General features: G+C 40.9%; 13 protein-coding genes. 8 read left to right on the top strand and 5 right to left on the bottom strand.

Going from position 1 to position 12,826, the window contains the following annotated elements; translation table 11 throughout:
• The first annotated feature begins 58 nt into the window (after nt 1–58).
• A complete protein-coding gene (locus ACPPVU_RS06495; RefSeq protein WP_426667237.1) occupies nt 59–1,033 on the top strand; it encodes an integrase core domain-containing protein in 975 nt (324 codons plus the stop codon).
• 78 nt (nt 1,034–1,111) lie between these two features.
• Here ACPPVU_RS06495 and hemA read toward each other — a convergent pair whose 3' ends face one another.
• The gene (hemA, locus tag ACPPVU_RS06490; RefSeq protein ID WP_426670874.1) at nt 1,112–2,335 is read right to left on the bottom strand and encodes a glutamyl-tRNA reductase; all 1,224 of its coding nucleotides are present in this window, start codon (nt 2,333–2,335) and stop codon (nt 1,112–1,114) included.
• A 173-nt stretch (nt 2,336–2,508) separates the two neighbouring features.
• Between hemA and ACPPVU_RS06485 the strand changes: the two genes are divergently transcribed.
• The 4 genes from ACPPVU_RS06485 (at nt 2,509) to ACPPVU_RS06470 (ending at nt 5,445) form a co-directional block, all read left to right on the top strand.
• Nucleotides 2,509–2,910 (top strand): DoxX family protein, encoded by a 402-nt coding sequence (locus tag ACPPVU_RS06485; protein ID WP_426670873.1) that lies wholly within the window; start codon nt 2,509–2,511, stop codon nt 2,908–2,910.
• 37 nt (nt 2,911–2,947) lie between these two features.
• Nucleotides 2,948–3,400 (top strand): RDD family protein, encoded by a 453-nt coding sequence (locus ACPPVU_RS06480; protein ID WP_426670872.1) that lies wholly within the window; start codon nt 2,948–2,950, stop codon nt 3,398–3,400.
• Nucleotides 3,401–3,405: 5 nt separating this feature from the next.
• Complete coding sequence (locus ACPPVU_RS06475) at nt 3,406–4,233, top strand: alpha/beta hydrolase family protein (RefSeq protein ID WP_426670871.1); 828 nt, start codon at nt 3,406–3,408, stop codon at nt 4,231–4,233.
• A 222-nt stretch (nt 4,234–4,455) separates the two neighbouring features.
• Nucleotides 4,456–5,445: an MBL fold metallo-hydrolase gene (locus ACPPVU_RS06470; RefSeq protein ID WP_426670870.1), complete on the top strand. Its 990-nt coding sequence runs from the start codon at nt 4,456–4,458 to the stop codon at nt 5,443–5,445.
• Between the two features lie 91 nt (nt 5,446–5,536).
• Here the strand turns inward: ACPPVU_RS06470 and ACPPVU_RS06465 are convergent, their stop codons facing one another.
• Nucleotides 5,537–7,273, bottom strand: a complete 1,737-nt coding sequence (locus tag ACPPVU_RS06465; RefSeq protein ID WP_426670869.1) for a thiamine pyrophosphate-dependent enzyme — start codon at nt 7,271–7,273, stop codon at nt 5,537–5,539.
• Between the two features lie 144 nt (nt 7,274–7,417).
• Here ACPPVU_RS06465 and ACPPVU_RS06460 point away from each other — a divergent pair, with 144 nt between their 5' ends.
• Nucleotides 7,418–7,735, top strand: a complete 318-nt coding sequence (locus ACPPVU_RS06460) for a hypothetical protein (RefSeq protein ID WP_426670868.1) — start codon at nt 7,418–7,420, stop codon at nt 7,733–7,735.
• On the opposite strand, the gene ispG is transcribed toward ACPPVU_RS06460, so the two are convergent.
• The gene (gene ispG, locus ACPPVU_RS06455) at nt 7,732–9,801 is read right to left on the bottom strand and encodes a (E)-4-hydroxy-3-methylbut-2-enyl-diphosphate synthase (RefSeq protein ID WP_426670867.1); all 2,070 of its coding nucleotides are present in this window, start codon (nt 9,799–9,801) and stop codon (nt 7,732–7,734) included. The two genes, ACPPVU_RS06460 and ispG, sit on opposite strands and share 4 nt — an antisense overlap.
• A 364-nt stretch (nt 9,802–10,165) precedes the next feature.
• Between ispG and ACPPVU_RS06450 the strand changes: the two genes are divergently transcribed.
• The gene (locus ACPPVU_RS06450) at nt 10,166–11,020 is read left to right on the top strand and encodes a hypothetical protein (protein WP_426670866.1); all 855 of its coding nucleotides are present in this window, start codon (nt 10,166–10,168) and stop codon (nt 11,018–11,020) included.
• Nucleotides 11,021–11,032: 12 nt separating this feature from the next.
• Nucleotides 11,033–11,497, top strand: a complete 465-nt coding sequence (locus ACPPVU_RS06445; protein WP_426670865.1) for a hypothetical protein — start codon at nt 11,033–11,035, stop codon at nt 11,495–11,497.
• 4 nt (nt 11,498–11,501) lie between these two features.
• On the opposite strand, the gene ACPPVU_RS06440 is transcribed toward ACPPVU_RS06445, so the two are convergent.
• The gene (locus ACPPVU_RS06440) at nt 11,502–11,669 is read right to left on the bottom strand and encodes a hypothetical protein (RefSeq protein WP_426670864.1); all 168 of its coding nucleotides are present in this window, start codon (nt 11,667–11,669) and stop codon (nt 11,502–11,504) included.
• Between the two features lie 113 nt (nt 11,670–11,782).
• Nucleotides 11,783–12,766: a phosphotransferase gene (locus tag ACPPVU_RS06435; protein ID WP_426670863.1), complete on the bottom strand. Its 984-nt coding sequence runs from the start codon at nt 12,764–12,766 to the stop codon at nt 11,783–11,785.
• Between the last annotated feature and the right edge of the window lie 60 nt (nt 12,767–12,826).

Below are 12,826 nucleotides of genomic sequence, written 5' to 3'. Positions count from 1 at the left end.
GTAAAGGTCAGATAATTCGGTAACAGAATTAGCTTTATATAATTTAAAGTTAAGCGTTATGCGAATCAATACAAATGATCTGACATTAAAGAGGAACTATTTACAGACTTACCGCCAACTGATTGCCGATTATGAACAGGTAAAGTTAGGCCATCACCCTAAGTATAAACTGGCGAAAGAGTTTTATGAAGCCAATCATACAGACAGGCGCAGTTTCCTGAAGTATTATAACCGCTATAAACAATCCGGGAATCCGGATGATCTGCTTCCGGGTAAACGCGGGCCGAAGTATCAGACCCGCAGACCCTCTGATGCGGATGAACAGCAGGTATTGATGCTGCGGCAGCGGGGCTGCAATAAGTTTGAGATCGCCAGTCAGCTTAAACAAAAATCAGATAAATTTACACCGTCTCCGTCAGGGGTGTATAATATCCTGAAGCGACATCATCAAAACCGGTTAACGGCGACTGATAAAGAAGTAAAGCGAAAGATCATCAAGGAACGTATGGGCCAATTAGGACATATTGACTGCCATCACTTAAGTAAAAGTGTTATCAGAGGTCAGCATAGGAACCTTTACCTGCTGTGTGTCATAGATGATTATTCCCGCCTGGCCTGGGCAGAAGTGATGGGAGACATTACCGCTTTAACAACCATGTTTACAGCTATGCGCTGTATGCAGAGGCTCAAACAGGAGTTCGGCATACAATTCGAAGAACTTATTGCCGACAACGGCCCTGAGTTTGGTACAGCTATTAGCCAGAATAAGCACAATCATCCATTTGAAAGAATGCTGGTAGAAACAGGTATTAAACGACGTTACATGAAGCCTTACCGCCCACAAACCAACGGCAAGGTGGAACGTTTCTGGCGTACACTTAAAGAAGACCTTATTGAGGAAACAGACTTTGACAGTTTGGAAGAACTAGAAGATGAACTCCTAAAATACCTCGTTTACTACAACTGGGAGCGACCTCATCAGGGTATCAATGGCAAAAAACCTATCGATATGGTCTCCCTAAACAACAAATAAAAATACCTGATTCTGTCATCGAATTACTAAACCCTTACAGCAATGACAAATCTGAATTCAATAAAATTCTTGTGAAAATCAACTATTGATCAATATCTCCTTTGCCATGATCATCGGTACACTGATGTACTTTTTCTCCATGTAGTTGATCACTTTTTCCAATATCTCGCGTGATTGCTCGTCCATACCCTGTACCTCATCGGCAAATACGCTATTGATGGCAGTGTTGCGGATCTCTTTGATCTTCTCGGGCACTTCGCGCATGGCTACTTCAATTCGGCGCTGTTTAAGAAGGGGGATAAATTCGGCTATATTTTGTTCGATGATCTTTTCGGCATGCACCAGTTCCTGGTAGCGCTCCTGTAAGTTTTTCTTTGCCACCTCGTTCAGCGAATGCACCTCGATAAAATTTACCGGGAACTCCGTTAAAACTTCAGGAGCAGTATCATTCGGGATTGCCAGGTCGACGATGGTCTTTCTGTCAGTTTCCCCGTTAAGCAAACTTTTATAGATCTCTGTAGTGATGATAGGCTGCACCGCAGAGGTACAAGTGATGATCGCGTCAAAACCCTTTTTATAGGTTTTTAAATCTTCCAGTTCAAATGCCTCACCACCCAGATCACTAGCCAACTGCTGTGCTTTTGATATGGTACGGTTAAAAACGGCAAAGTTTGTAAACTTATGTTTTTGCAGATATTTAGAAATATTGCGGTTAGTTTCGCCTGCCCCGATGATCAGCACACGGGCGTTGGTACACAATTTAAGTTCTTTAAGCTTACGGTAGGCAAGGGAAACAACAGAGATGGGGTTGCGGGAGATATTGGTATTGGTATAAACTTCTTTGGCAGTTTTGACAACGGTGTTCATCACCATTCGCAGATAATCATCGGTAAGGCCCTCACCCTTGCATTGCTCATAAGCCTTACGCATCTGTGGTAAGATCTCCTTTTCGCCCACAATCATACTCTCCAGCGAGCACGAAGTACGCAGTAAATGGTTCAATGCCTCCTGGTCTTCATAAATGCTGGCGCCCTGCATAAATACGTCCATATGCGCCGGGCACAGACCTATTTCAAGTGCATTGATGAAATGTTCAGCAAAAGCTTTGTCTACAACTTGGTTGGAAGCCATTATAAACTCCACGCGGTTACAGGTAGCCAAATAGAATATTTCCGGAATGTCAAATTGTGATTTAACCCGTCGAAGTTTATCAGTCAGATTTTCCTGGCAGATCACCAACTTACCCAATTCTTTCAGCTCGATCTGTTTATGCGTAAAAGCGATAACTTTTAAATACTTCAAAGCAGTATAAATTTTGACCCAACAAAAGTAGTAGGATTAAGCGCTTTCAGTGTCAAGACTTTGTCAAACACGTCAATTTAGAATGTTTATAAATAATTGACCTTACAGCGGTTAAAACTATATTTAATTCATACGATTAATCAGGCAACAGTGTTATATTATTATATTGAACCGTGCAAACTATCAAAAAGATCAGTCTCGTTATCCTTATCCTCTTTTATTTGGTTGCAGGCATCAATCATTTCCGTAACCCGGAGTCGTATTACCGCATTATCCCTCATTACATACCATGCCCATTACTTGTAAATATACTTGCGGGCTGCTTCGAGCTATTATTTGGCCTGTTACTCATATTCCCAAAAACCAGGACTTTAGCAGCCTGGGGTATTATATTAATGCTGATTGCTTTTTTACCGGTACATATTACTATGATTGGCAATGCGCCTTTAAAACTAGGCGATCTCACGGTGACGCCATTTATTGCGTGGGTACGATTGATTATTTTGCAGCCTTTGTTGATTTTATGGGCGTCGTGGCATATTAAAAAGGTGAAAGGTAAAAGGCGAAAGGTTTAAAAGACATTACTTACATTTAGGCAATATATTTACAACGATGCAAATACGCAGAGTAGAACCTAAACGATATATCAGATTACGTATACTGGCCACATTAATAGATTATGGCATCTATTTTATATTGTTTTATATCTATGTATCTGCATTTGGTGATGCAAAAAGCGATGGTGGATCTGAAGTAACCGGGTGGACTGTTTTCCTGGTACCGATATTCTGGTTTATATATTTTGTTGTTTTAGAAGCCTTTAATGGTGCTACTCCCGGGCACGACATTTGCAAACTAACTGTTGTAAAAACAAATGCTGAAAAACTTACTTTAGGTGACGCTTTCAAACGCCGGATTATTGACTTGATCGATATATTCTTTTACGGAATACCTGCCCTGATTTGTATCTGTAATACACCTAAATTTCAAAGGTTGGGCGATTTATTTGCAGGTACAGTGGTTGTTAAAAAAACGGACATTACAGTAACTGAGATTGCATTTTAACTTAAATGATCAAAAAAGAAACATACACTATCCCCGGCGCCAAAGGCAGAAACATGCTGATGGACCTGACCTACGACGATCAAAATCCAAAAGCGCCACTTGTAATTTTTGCCCATGATTTTAAAGGGTTCAAAGACTGGGGAACGCATAACATGGTAGCCCGCCTTTTCGTTGAGAATGGGTTTCGTTATCTGAAATTCAATTTCTCTCATAATGGTACCACTCCCGATAAACCACTGGATTTTGCCGACCTGATCGCTTTTAGTGACAATACATTCTCTATAGAACTCGAAGACCTGAAAGCGGTGATTGATTTTGCCTGTAACGGATCATCTATGCGGGCTGCAGATAGCGTTAATCTGATTGGTCATAGCATGGGCGGTGGTATCAGTATCGTAAAAACTGCCGAAGATAAACGGATTCGCAAACTGGTTACTATGGCATCTATTTCCAGTTTCCGCAACCTATGGCCCAAAGAAGCAGAAGAACAATGGAAAATGCAGGGCATTATGTATTCGCACAATTCACGCACCGGGCAGCAAATGCCATTAAAGTCAACCTTACTGTACGACTTAGATGCCCACCCTTCACGCCTAAACATCACTGAAAAAGCCGCAGCTGTACAACAACCCTGGCTCATTATTCATGGTGATGATGATACCTCAGTGCCTGTCAGTCATGCCGAAGAATTAAAAGCTGCGCAACCAAATGCCAAACTCATCATCATTCCAAAAGCTGACCACACTTTTAACAGCAAACACCCTTATGATCAGGATACTTTACCTGCTGCTTTACAGGAATTTTGCCAAATAACAATTGAGTTTTTTAAGTAGTCAAAACTCCTGATAGATGTTCGGAAGATAGCCAAAACAGGGGATTGTCATTCTGAGCGAGAGCGAGGAATCCTCTTCATCAGTACTTTACGTCGGAAAGTATAGCGCATACTTAGTAAACGCAGAAGATTCTTCACTACGTTCAGAATGACAAAAGGGTCATCTTATTATAAACTTTTGCTCGCTGTATAACGTTGGTCAGCATTATAACGATAATTGTATATGAGTTTTGAACATGCCCATAAAGACGGACGTAAATATTTGAATCCTATTCCTACTGATGAAGCCGGCTTTGATAAAATGATCCCCATACTAAGGGAATACATCAATAACAGTGCAGAAAATACCCCAAAACAAACATTAGGTTTGTTTAAAACAGATACTTCGGTTTATAAAAAAGATCCGGCCAGCGGTTTAAGGATTACCTGGATTGGACATTCGAGCCTGCTAATTGAAATTGACGGGGTACGCATTCTGACCGATCCGGTATGGAGCGAGCGTGCTTCTTTTCTTTCATTTATGGGACCAAAACGTTTCTTCGAAGCGCCTTTGCCGTTGAACGAATTGCCACCTCTGGATGCAGTGTTGATCTCACACGATCATTACGATCATTTGGACAAAAACGTCATTAAATTTTTTGCTGATAAAACTATCCCTTTCTTTTGCTCAAAGGGGGTAGGCAATTACCTGGAAAAATGGGGCATAGCCAGAAAATACATTTCAGAACTGGATTGGGGCGATAGTAAAATGATTACCCAGGACTGTGTTTTAACCTCCACCCCGGCCAGGCATTTCTCGGGTCGTGGAATTGTCAATCGCAACGAAACACTATGGGCCTCGTTTGTGATAAAAACCTCAAATCATAACATCTTTTTCGGTGCCGATTCTGGATGGTTTCCGGGTTTTAAAGACATCGGAGATGCATTCGGGCCATTCGATCTGACTATGCTTGAGATTGGTGCCTATGGAAAATACTGGCCCGATATACACATGGGTCCCGATCATGCCTCAAACGCGCACCTGGCACTAAAAGGCAAGTTAATGATGCCAATCCACTGGGGCACATTCAACCTTGCACCACATGCATGGTACGAGCCAATAGAACGCCTGCTTCAATATACCAAAGAGAAAAAAATAGATCTGTTTATACCCGAACCCGGCAAACCTACTGAAGTTAAAGGGCCGTTAAATTCGGGGTGGTGGGTTAAATAGTCATGAGTTTTGAGTAATAGACTAAATCCTTATTCACAATTCATCACTTGATAAAAACTCATTACTTAAAACTTAAAACTAATCACTCTATCTAAATAACTTCCTTTAAATGCTTATAATTAGATTTAAGCGTATCCAGCACTTCATCCATACGCCCATTCAATACCAATTTAGTCATTGATAACGCCATCCCCTTCACCTGTTCAAACTCTATTTTTGGCGGCATAGCTAACGCGTTAGGATCAGTCATAATATTAACCAAAGCCGCACCTTTAAACATTAAGGCCTCCTGCAAAGCCTGTTCAACATCATCAGGATCTTTTACAGTTATTCCCTTAATGCCCATAGCTTTAGCTACCATCGCAAAGTCCGGATTTACCATATCGGTTTGCCAATCGGGCAATCCTGCGACTTCCATTTCCAGCTTAACCATGCCCAATGAGCGATTGTTGAATACAATGATCTTAATAGGTAATTCGTATTGCGCAATCGTGGCCAGGTCGCCCAATAACATGGACAGCCCGCCATCACCACATAAAGCTATCACTTGTCTGCCAGGACAAGCCAAAGCAGCGCCGATAGCCTGCGGCATGGCATTGGCCATCGACCCATGATTAAATGAGCCTATCATTTCACGTTTGCCCGTTGCCTCAATATAACGTGCCCCCCAAACACAACACATGCCCGTGTCGACTGTAAATATGGCATTATGAGCAGCTAATTTATTTAAAGCACCCGCTACAAATTCAGGGTGGATCTGCTCTTTTCGGCCGGTATTATCTACGTAAGTATGCAAGTGCTTTTTTACTTCCTCATAAAATTTCAATTGCGCATGTAAAAAGCTGTCATCTTTTTTCTGATCAACCAAAAGCAATAAAGCCGCCACTGTATCCTTTACCGAACCATGCAAACCTATATCCACTTTTGCCCGCCTGCCTATACGCTCTGGTTTTATATCAACCTGAACAATCTTACATTTCACAGGCATAAACTGGGTATATGGAAAATCTGTTCCTAGTAATATCAGCAAATCCGATTCGTGCATGCTGTGAAAAGCTGAAGGCAAACCCAGCAAACCAGTCATGCCCACCTCATTCGGATTACCATATTGTATACCCATTTTACCCCTGAATGAATAGCCAACCGGTGCATTCAATTTTTGTGAAAGTTCTACCACTTCATCATGTGCATCCGCAGCGCCTATCCCACAAAAAATAGTTATTTTATTGTGTTGATTTATTAATGCAGCCAGGTATTTCAGATCATTTTCTGATGGCCTTACCTCTGCAACCGGACTGTAAGTTTTAAGTGAAGTGGTAATATCTTCAGCATCCATTTTGGTGATATCTCCGGGCAAACCTATTACTGAAACACCTTTTTTGTTCAACGCGTATTGTATCCCGGCCTGTAGCATACGCGGCAATTGCGCTGGTGTGGTGGCTATTTGATTGTAATAACTGCAATCATCAAAAAGTTTAATAGTATTGGTCTCCTGGAAAAACTCAGAGCCAAACTCAGGCGTCATACAGGTAGAGGCGATGGCTATAACCGGTGCCCCGGCACGGTGCGCATCATACAACCCGTTAATCAAATGCACATGACCCGGGCCGCTGCTGCCCGCACAACAGGCAAAGCCATTTAGCTGTGCCTCGGCACTGGCTGCAAAAGCCCCCGCTTCCTCATGACGCACATGCACCCATTGGATGCTCCCTTCGCGCCTTACAGCGTCATTCACTTCGTTCAAACTATCGCCGGTTACGGCATATATTCTTTTAATACCGGCATTAGCCAGCATCTCAACTAATTGGTCGGCTACACTTTTCGACATGGCTTAATTATTTATAAGATTATGGTTGGAGGAACAAGAACAGGCATAAATAAGTGCATTTACTAAAAACAGCAACCTATTTATTTACACTAGCAACAGCCTTAATGCCTTAAAGTTTGTAAATTGCTGTATAAAATTTCACTTATGGGACGGACCGTAATTGTGGGCTACAAACCAAAACCAGGCAAAGAGGTTGCCTTAAAAGAGTTAATGAAAACACATTTACCGGTACTGGCTAAAGAAGGTTTAGTGCGCGACAAAGAATCATACATAATGGAAGCAGGCGACGGCACTATAGTGGAAGTGTTTGAATGGCTATCAGAAGAAGCAATAGAGAAAGCACATACCAACCCGGCGGTATTAGAAATGTGGGGGAAGTACGCCGAAGTTTGCGATTATATTCCCGTTGGTAACCTGGCAGAAATAGCTAATCTGTTCTCAGGATTTAGGCCTTTAAATTAATTCACGGGCTGCTCTATCCAGTTACCATCCTCGCGGATAATATTGATCAATTCGTCCAGTGCGTTGGTTGAATTGATGTTCTTTTTAACGGCTTCCTTACCGCGATAAAGTGTGACTTTATCTGTTCCCGAACCTACATAACCGTAATCCGCATCGGCCATCTCGCCGGGACCATTTACGATACAGCCCATGATACCAATCTTTAAGCCTTTGAGGTGACTTGTCCGGCTGCGTATCATCTGCGTGGTGATCATGAGATCGAACAAGGTACGACCGCAGCTTGGGCAGGAGATATACTCTGTTTTTGAGATCCGTGATCGTGTAGCCTGCAAAATGCCAAATGCTGTTGAGGTTATTACTTTAGTATCAACTCCTGGTGCATCAACCCAAATACCATCGCCGAAACCGTCTACCAGCAGGGCGCCGAGATCGGTGGAAGAATAAAGCTGAAGATTGGTTGTACGTTCTACGTCATACGTTGTAAGTGAACCACTTTCGGACTTTCCGACTTCCGGACTTTCCGACTCAAACTTATAACTTCTTTTAATAATCACCGGTACATCCAGTTCCATCTCTTCCATCTTAAAAAAGAAGGAACGCTGGTCAGCCATACCGTGCAGGGCATCAGTCTCCAATACAAAAACCAATGATTTATCTAATGGCAATAAACCAAATTCTTCAGAATCGATATCCGCAGGCTTTATTTTCACCAGGTTTAATGCCGATGAACGATCCTCGGCATTAATATATTCTGGCAGACTAAATACCGGATGGCACATGGTTTTATTTGCCAGTCTTTCCCAGGTTGGATAATCATACAGTTGCTTTAAATTCCCCGGAAAATTAAATGAGGGCAATTGATCAGCCAGGTAAACAAAATCAACCGATTGCTCGCCCATATTGTATTTATCCAGCAATGGCGAATAAATATATCCCGCATCACTCAGTATCGCCGGATCTTTCAGATTGGCATGTGAAAGGTCAACCACCACCCTCGGCACCATGTGCCCGCCAATGAAAGCATTGGCTTCGTAAGTGTGGCGTTTTTTATATTCGTATGGATTGTGTTGTACGTTTGACGTTATACGTTGTACCTCATCTTCTGACTTCCGACTTCCGACTTCCGACTTCTGACTTCCGACTTCCGACTTCCGACTTCTTTCTACATACCGGTTCACTAACGCAATAGCTACAGGCGCTTCTGCCTCGGGTTCTTCGGTAAGGGAAACGCGTACGGTATCGCCTAAACCATCCTCCAGCAAAGTTCCTATACCTACAGCTGATTTGATACGACCGTCCTCGCCATCACCTGCTTCAGTAACACCTAAATGCAAAGGATAATTCATCCCTTCGGCAACCATGGTTTCAACCAGTAAACGATAAGCCTGTACCATTACCTGCGGATTGCTCGATTTCATCGAGATCACCAGGTTATAGTAATTCAGCATTTCGCACATGCGCATAAATTCCATGGCCGACTCCACCATACCTTGCGGGGTGTCCCCATAACGGCTCATGATCCTGTCGCTCAGCGAACCATGATTGGTGCCGATACGCATAGCAGTACCATACTCCTTACATATTTTTACCAACGGCGAAAACTTCTGATAAATACGTTCCAGCTCGCCCTGGTATTCGGCATCTGTATAATCTATCTGGTCAAATTTCTTTTTATCGGCATAGTTGCCGGGATTTACACGCACTTTTTCTACTATGCGCGCAGCAACTTCGGCAGCATTTGGCGTAAAATGGATATCGGCAACGAGCGGTGTAGTGTAGCCCCGCTGGCGCAATTGCTTTTTGATCTCAGCCAGATTTTGCGCCTCTTTAATGCTCGGTGCTGTTATGCGGACATATTCACAACCTGCATGGATCATCCGTATGGATTGCTCTACCGTACCGATGGTATTCATGGTATCAGTAGTGGTCATGCTTTGTATGCGGATAGGGTTATTACCGCCCATAGGCACATCGCCGATGACAACCTCGCGGGTCACAAAACGTGAATATTCGGTTAGTGAATTACAGTAACGGCCTTGCAGCGACTTAACAGCATCAGCATTCATGCAGATATCCTTTTATTTTGTGCAAAGTTACGAAAGATGTTGGAAGGTTGTAAAAGTTTGAGAGTGCAATTCAAATTGTCGCTTATCGGCTAATTTTGGCTAAAGCCCTTAGCTCTGTGTTTACCCACCCGTCCCTTTAAAGGGACGGCAATGAATTACACGCATCTTACATTCATTGCCGTCGGTTTTAACCGACGGATAAAAGGCAGCACAGTAAGGCTTTAGCCGAATTCCGCGGGTGCATAAGCTAAATAAACGGGTTAGTAGCGCCAATTTGATTTGCACCCAAGTTTCAATATCGAAATGTTGATTGCATCGTTTCCGAAATTAATAGCTATTTTGGTAACATCTATACCAATCACTAATGAAACCTACCTTTTACATTCTCTTTATAGCAGCTTTTTTCTTATCCTGCAGAAGCAATCCAAAACAAACAGCAAAGGATACTACTACTAACATTAAGCCTACTGCTGATCAAACTCAGGAATTAATTAAAAAATTCAGACCGATTATACAGGGTGTTTGGGTAAAGAAAGACTATATCGATAAGGTAATTAAAACCAAATCGCCGTTAGCGGCTATAGATGAGTGTCGCGGCATAACCATAATGTATATAAACACAGATCATATTAAAGGAGATAGTTTACAATTTATAGCCGGTTATTTTAACCATGACAGCGGCAATGTTACAATTCAATTTAAACCAGGAAAAAACCCGTCCACCATATTATTTAATAACGAGGATTTAAGTTACTCAATAGAAAATGGTGATACTACGATAACAGTATTCCAGTATGATAACCAGAAAAAACTGATTGTTAAAGCTAAATTCATCAAGGCACTAAACCGACAGTCTGACGACGATTTAGGTTATGGAATGAATTATATGATAGATAAAGGAATTTTCTCTGGAAACTACATTTTAACCGATAGCACAGGGAGCGTTTCCAAAATTAGCTTTACAAATGATGGCAAGGTTTCGGGATTTTTGAACTTCTCAGAATATAATATTAACATTGATCTGAACAATGACGCTATGGACAATTTAGATATGATATTTTTTCGAGATAAAAAAAAGACAGCTGATAATAATTTCCACGGAGACTACTCCTTCAAACTTAATTCGGATACATTGAGCCTTTTTGATACTCATCCAAATGTCGACTCATCAGAATTAATTTTAGGAAAACGAATTTACAAACTCGTAAAGCAAAAATAAGCCTTATCAACCATGACCGAACCTATCCAATACCCTTACAGTAAAAACTCTGCTTTCCTGGGAATACTGCTGCCATTGGTGTTCTTTGCTTTTACTTTTAATAATCTCCGTTATTCTTTTTTACACGGATATACCGTTAGCTGGATCATCATCGCCATCTCCGACCTCATATTTTTTTCACTATTTGTTTTTGTCCTGATCAAACGCCTGATCCCTGCTTTGCGGAATGATATAGCGCTCGAATTAAGTGAAGAAGGCATCACCGATTACACTCGCAATATTGTAATTGAATGGGCCGATGTGAAAAATATCGATATGCAAATGGGCCGTAACTCCTCAAAAATGCTGATCGACCTGAAGCAAGAAACCGATTATGGCAAACAAATCGCTATTTCATTAAGATGGGTTGAGGGTAAAGATTTAGAAATATGTGAAACTACTCAGGCGTATTTCGAAGAAATGACGAGGTTATCGTAGCAAATCAAAGCTTATCAGCTTTAACTATTTCATAGTCAATAACTTTACCATCCTGTACATCTTTTAATCCTTTTTGTATTTTTTCAACAAACAAAAGTTTTTGTATAAATTCTTCGATGCTAAATTCTTCATCCAATGAATTAAGTATCTCAATTACAGAATTCTTTTTCATTACTCATTTTCATTTAGCATTTTTTTATAGCCTCGTCGTATTTAGCAATTAGTCAGAATATATATCTTCTTCCATAAGGTATTGAATTACACCTTAAAAATAATGAAGTCTTATCATCCAGGATTATTTTTCTCGAAATATTTCTTTACCAGCAGATTAATGAATCTTTTTAAATAAACTTCATTTAAAAAAGCATTAGACCAATTATCAAATCTTTGACATTGAATACCGAGATAAAAAAAGTAAAGACTCACTCCCAGCACAGGCAACAGCCGCCTTTCCTCGTCACTAATTAAACAAACAGATTCATAGCCATTTAAGAAAGCTTCCGTCTTTAATTTACATTCATTTTCATCTTTTTCTGTGCTGTGTAGTTGCAGGATATAATAAGCAATGTCATAGCAAAGCCAACCGTTGCCGCAAAAATCAAAATCAAAAATAGTAACCATGTCATGGTCAATACTTAAATTATCAAACCATATATCAAGATGTACAGCACCTTGTCTGATCGCTTCTGTGTTTACCTTCTCCAACTCACTTAACAAATGTTTTTGAGTTGAACCCATAAAGCCCATCTCTTCGGTATCAACGGAAATAAATTTCTTAAGCTGTTCAAAAGAGTTTACCAAAATCACGTCAGGCGAATAATTTACCCGTTCTAATTTCAGGTTATTTGTAAGCTGATGAATTTTAGCCATAATTTCACCAACTTTATAGTGCACAGTCGCGGGAAAGTTTAGCAGCTTTTCTCCCCTGGCAAATGAAAACAAAACACCATATCTATTACCTTCAGGAGCAGAAAACTCCTGAATATAATTTTTATTAGAATCCACTAAGGCGAATGATACAGGAACATGGTTTCCGGCTAATAAATTCAACAACCTTATCTCTTCCAGAATTTCCTTTTTAGTTCGCCAGTTCAGGCTATAAATACGAAATACATATTTCTCTGCTCCATCAACAACCAGGTAAGAATCATTAATCCCCGTCTTTAATAAGCTGCAAGAAGTGTAAGAGCTTAGATTATAGCAGTCCTGCAAAAACAGTCCGATATGTGTTGCTGAAAGAGTAGAATTAATTACCGGAAAGCTTGACATTAGATGATGGGTTAGGGTACAATAATAAAAAGAAAGACTTACGAAGTTTTAAAAACTTCA

The organism is Mucilaginibacter sp. McL0603 (genome assembly GCF_049992945.1).
Lineage (GTDB): Bacteria > Bacteroidota > Bacteroidia > Sphingobacteriales > Sphingobacteriaceae > Mucilaginibacter.
This window is presented reverse-complemented; position numbering and strand designations above follow the sequence as displayed.

Coding starts and splice junctions, on each gene's coding strand:
- ACPPVU_RS06495 (WP_426667237.1), top strand. CDS start 59: ATGCGAATCAATACAAATGATCTGACATTAAAGAGGAACTATTTACAG.
- ACPPVU_RS06480 (WP_426670872.1), top strand. CDS start 2,948: ATGCAAATACGCAGAGTAGAACCTAAACGATATATCAGATTACGTATA.
- ACPPVU_RS06475 (WP_426670871.1), top strand. CDS start 3,406: ATGATCAAAAAAGAAACATACACTATCCCCGGCGCCAAAGGCAGAAAC.
- ACPPVU_RS06470 (WP_426670870.1), top strand. CDS start 4,456: ATGAGTTTTGAACATGCCCATAAAGACGGACGTAAATATTTGAATCCT.
- ACPPVU_RS06465 (WP_426670869.1), bottom strand. CDS start 7,273: ATGTCGAAAAGTGTAGCCGACCAATTAGTTGAGATGCTGGCTAATGCC.
- ACPPVU_RS06460 (WP_426670868.1), top strand. CDS start 7,418: ATGGGACGGACCGTAATTGTGGGCTACAAACCAAAACCAGGCAAAGAG.
- ispG (WP_426670867.1), bottom strand. CDS start 9,801: ATGAATGCTGATGCTGTTAAGTCGCTGCAAGGCCGTTACTGTAATTCA.
- ACPPVU_RS06450 (WP_426670866.1), top strand. CDS start 10,166: ATGAAACCTACCTTTTACATTCTCTTTATAGCAGCTTTTTTCTTATCC.
- ACPPVU_RS06445 (WP_426670865.1), top strand. CDS start 11,033: ATGACCGAACCTATCCAATACCCTTACAGTAAAAACTCTGCTTTCCTG.
- ACPPVU_RS06440 (WP_426670864.1), bottom strand. CDS start 11,669: ATGAAAAAGAATTCTGTAATTGAGATACTTAATTCATTGGATGAAGAA.
- ACPPVU_RS06435 (WP_426670863.1), bottom strand. CDS start 12,766: ATGTCAAGCTTTCCGGTAATTAATTCTACTCTTTCAGCAACACATATC.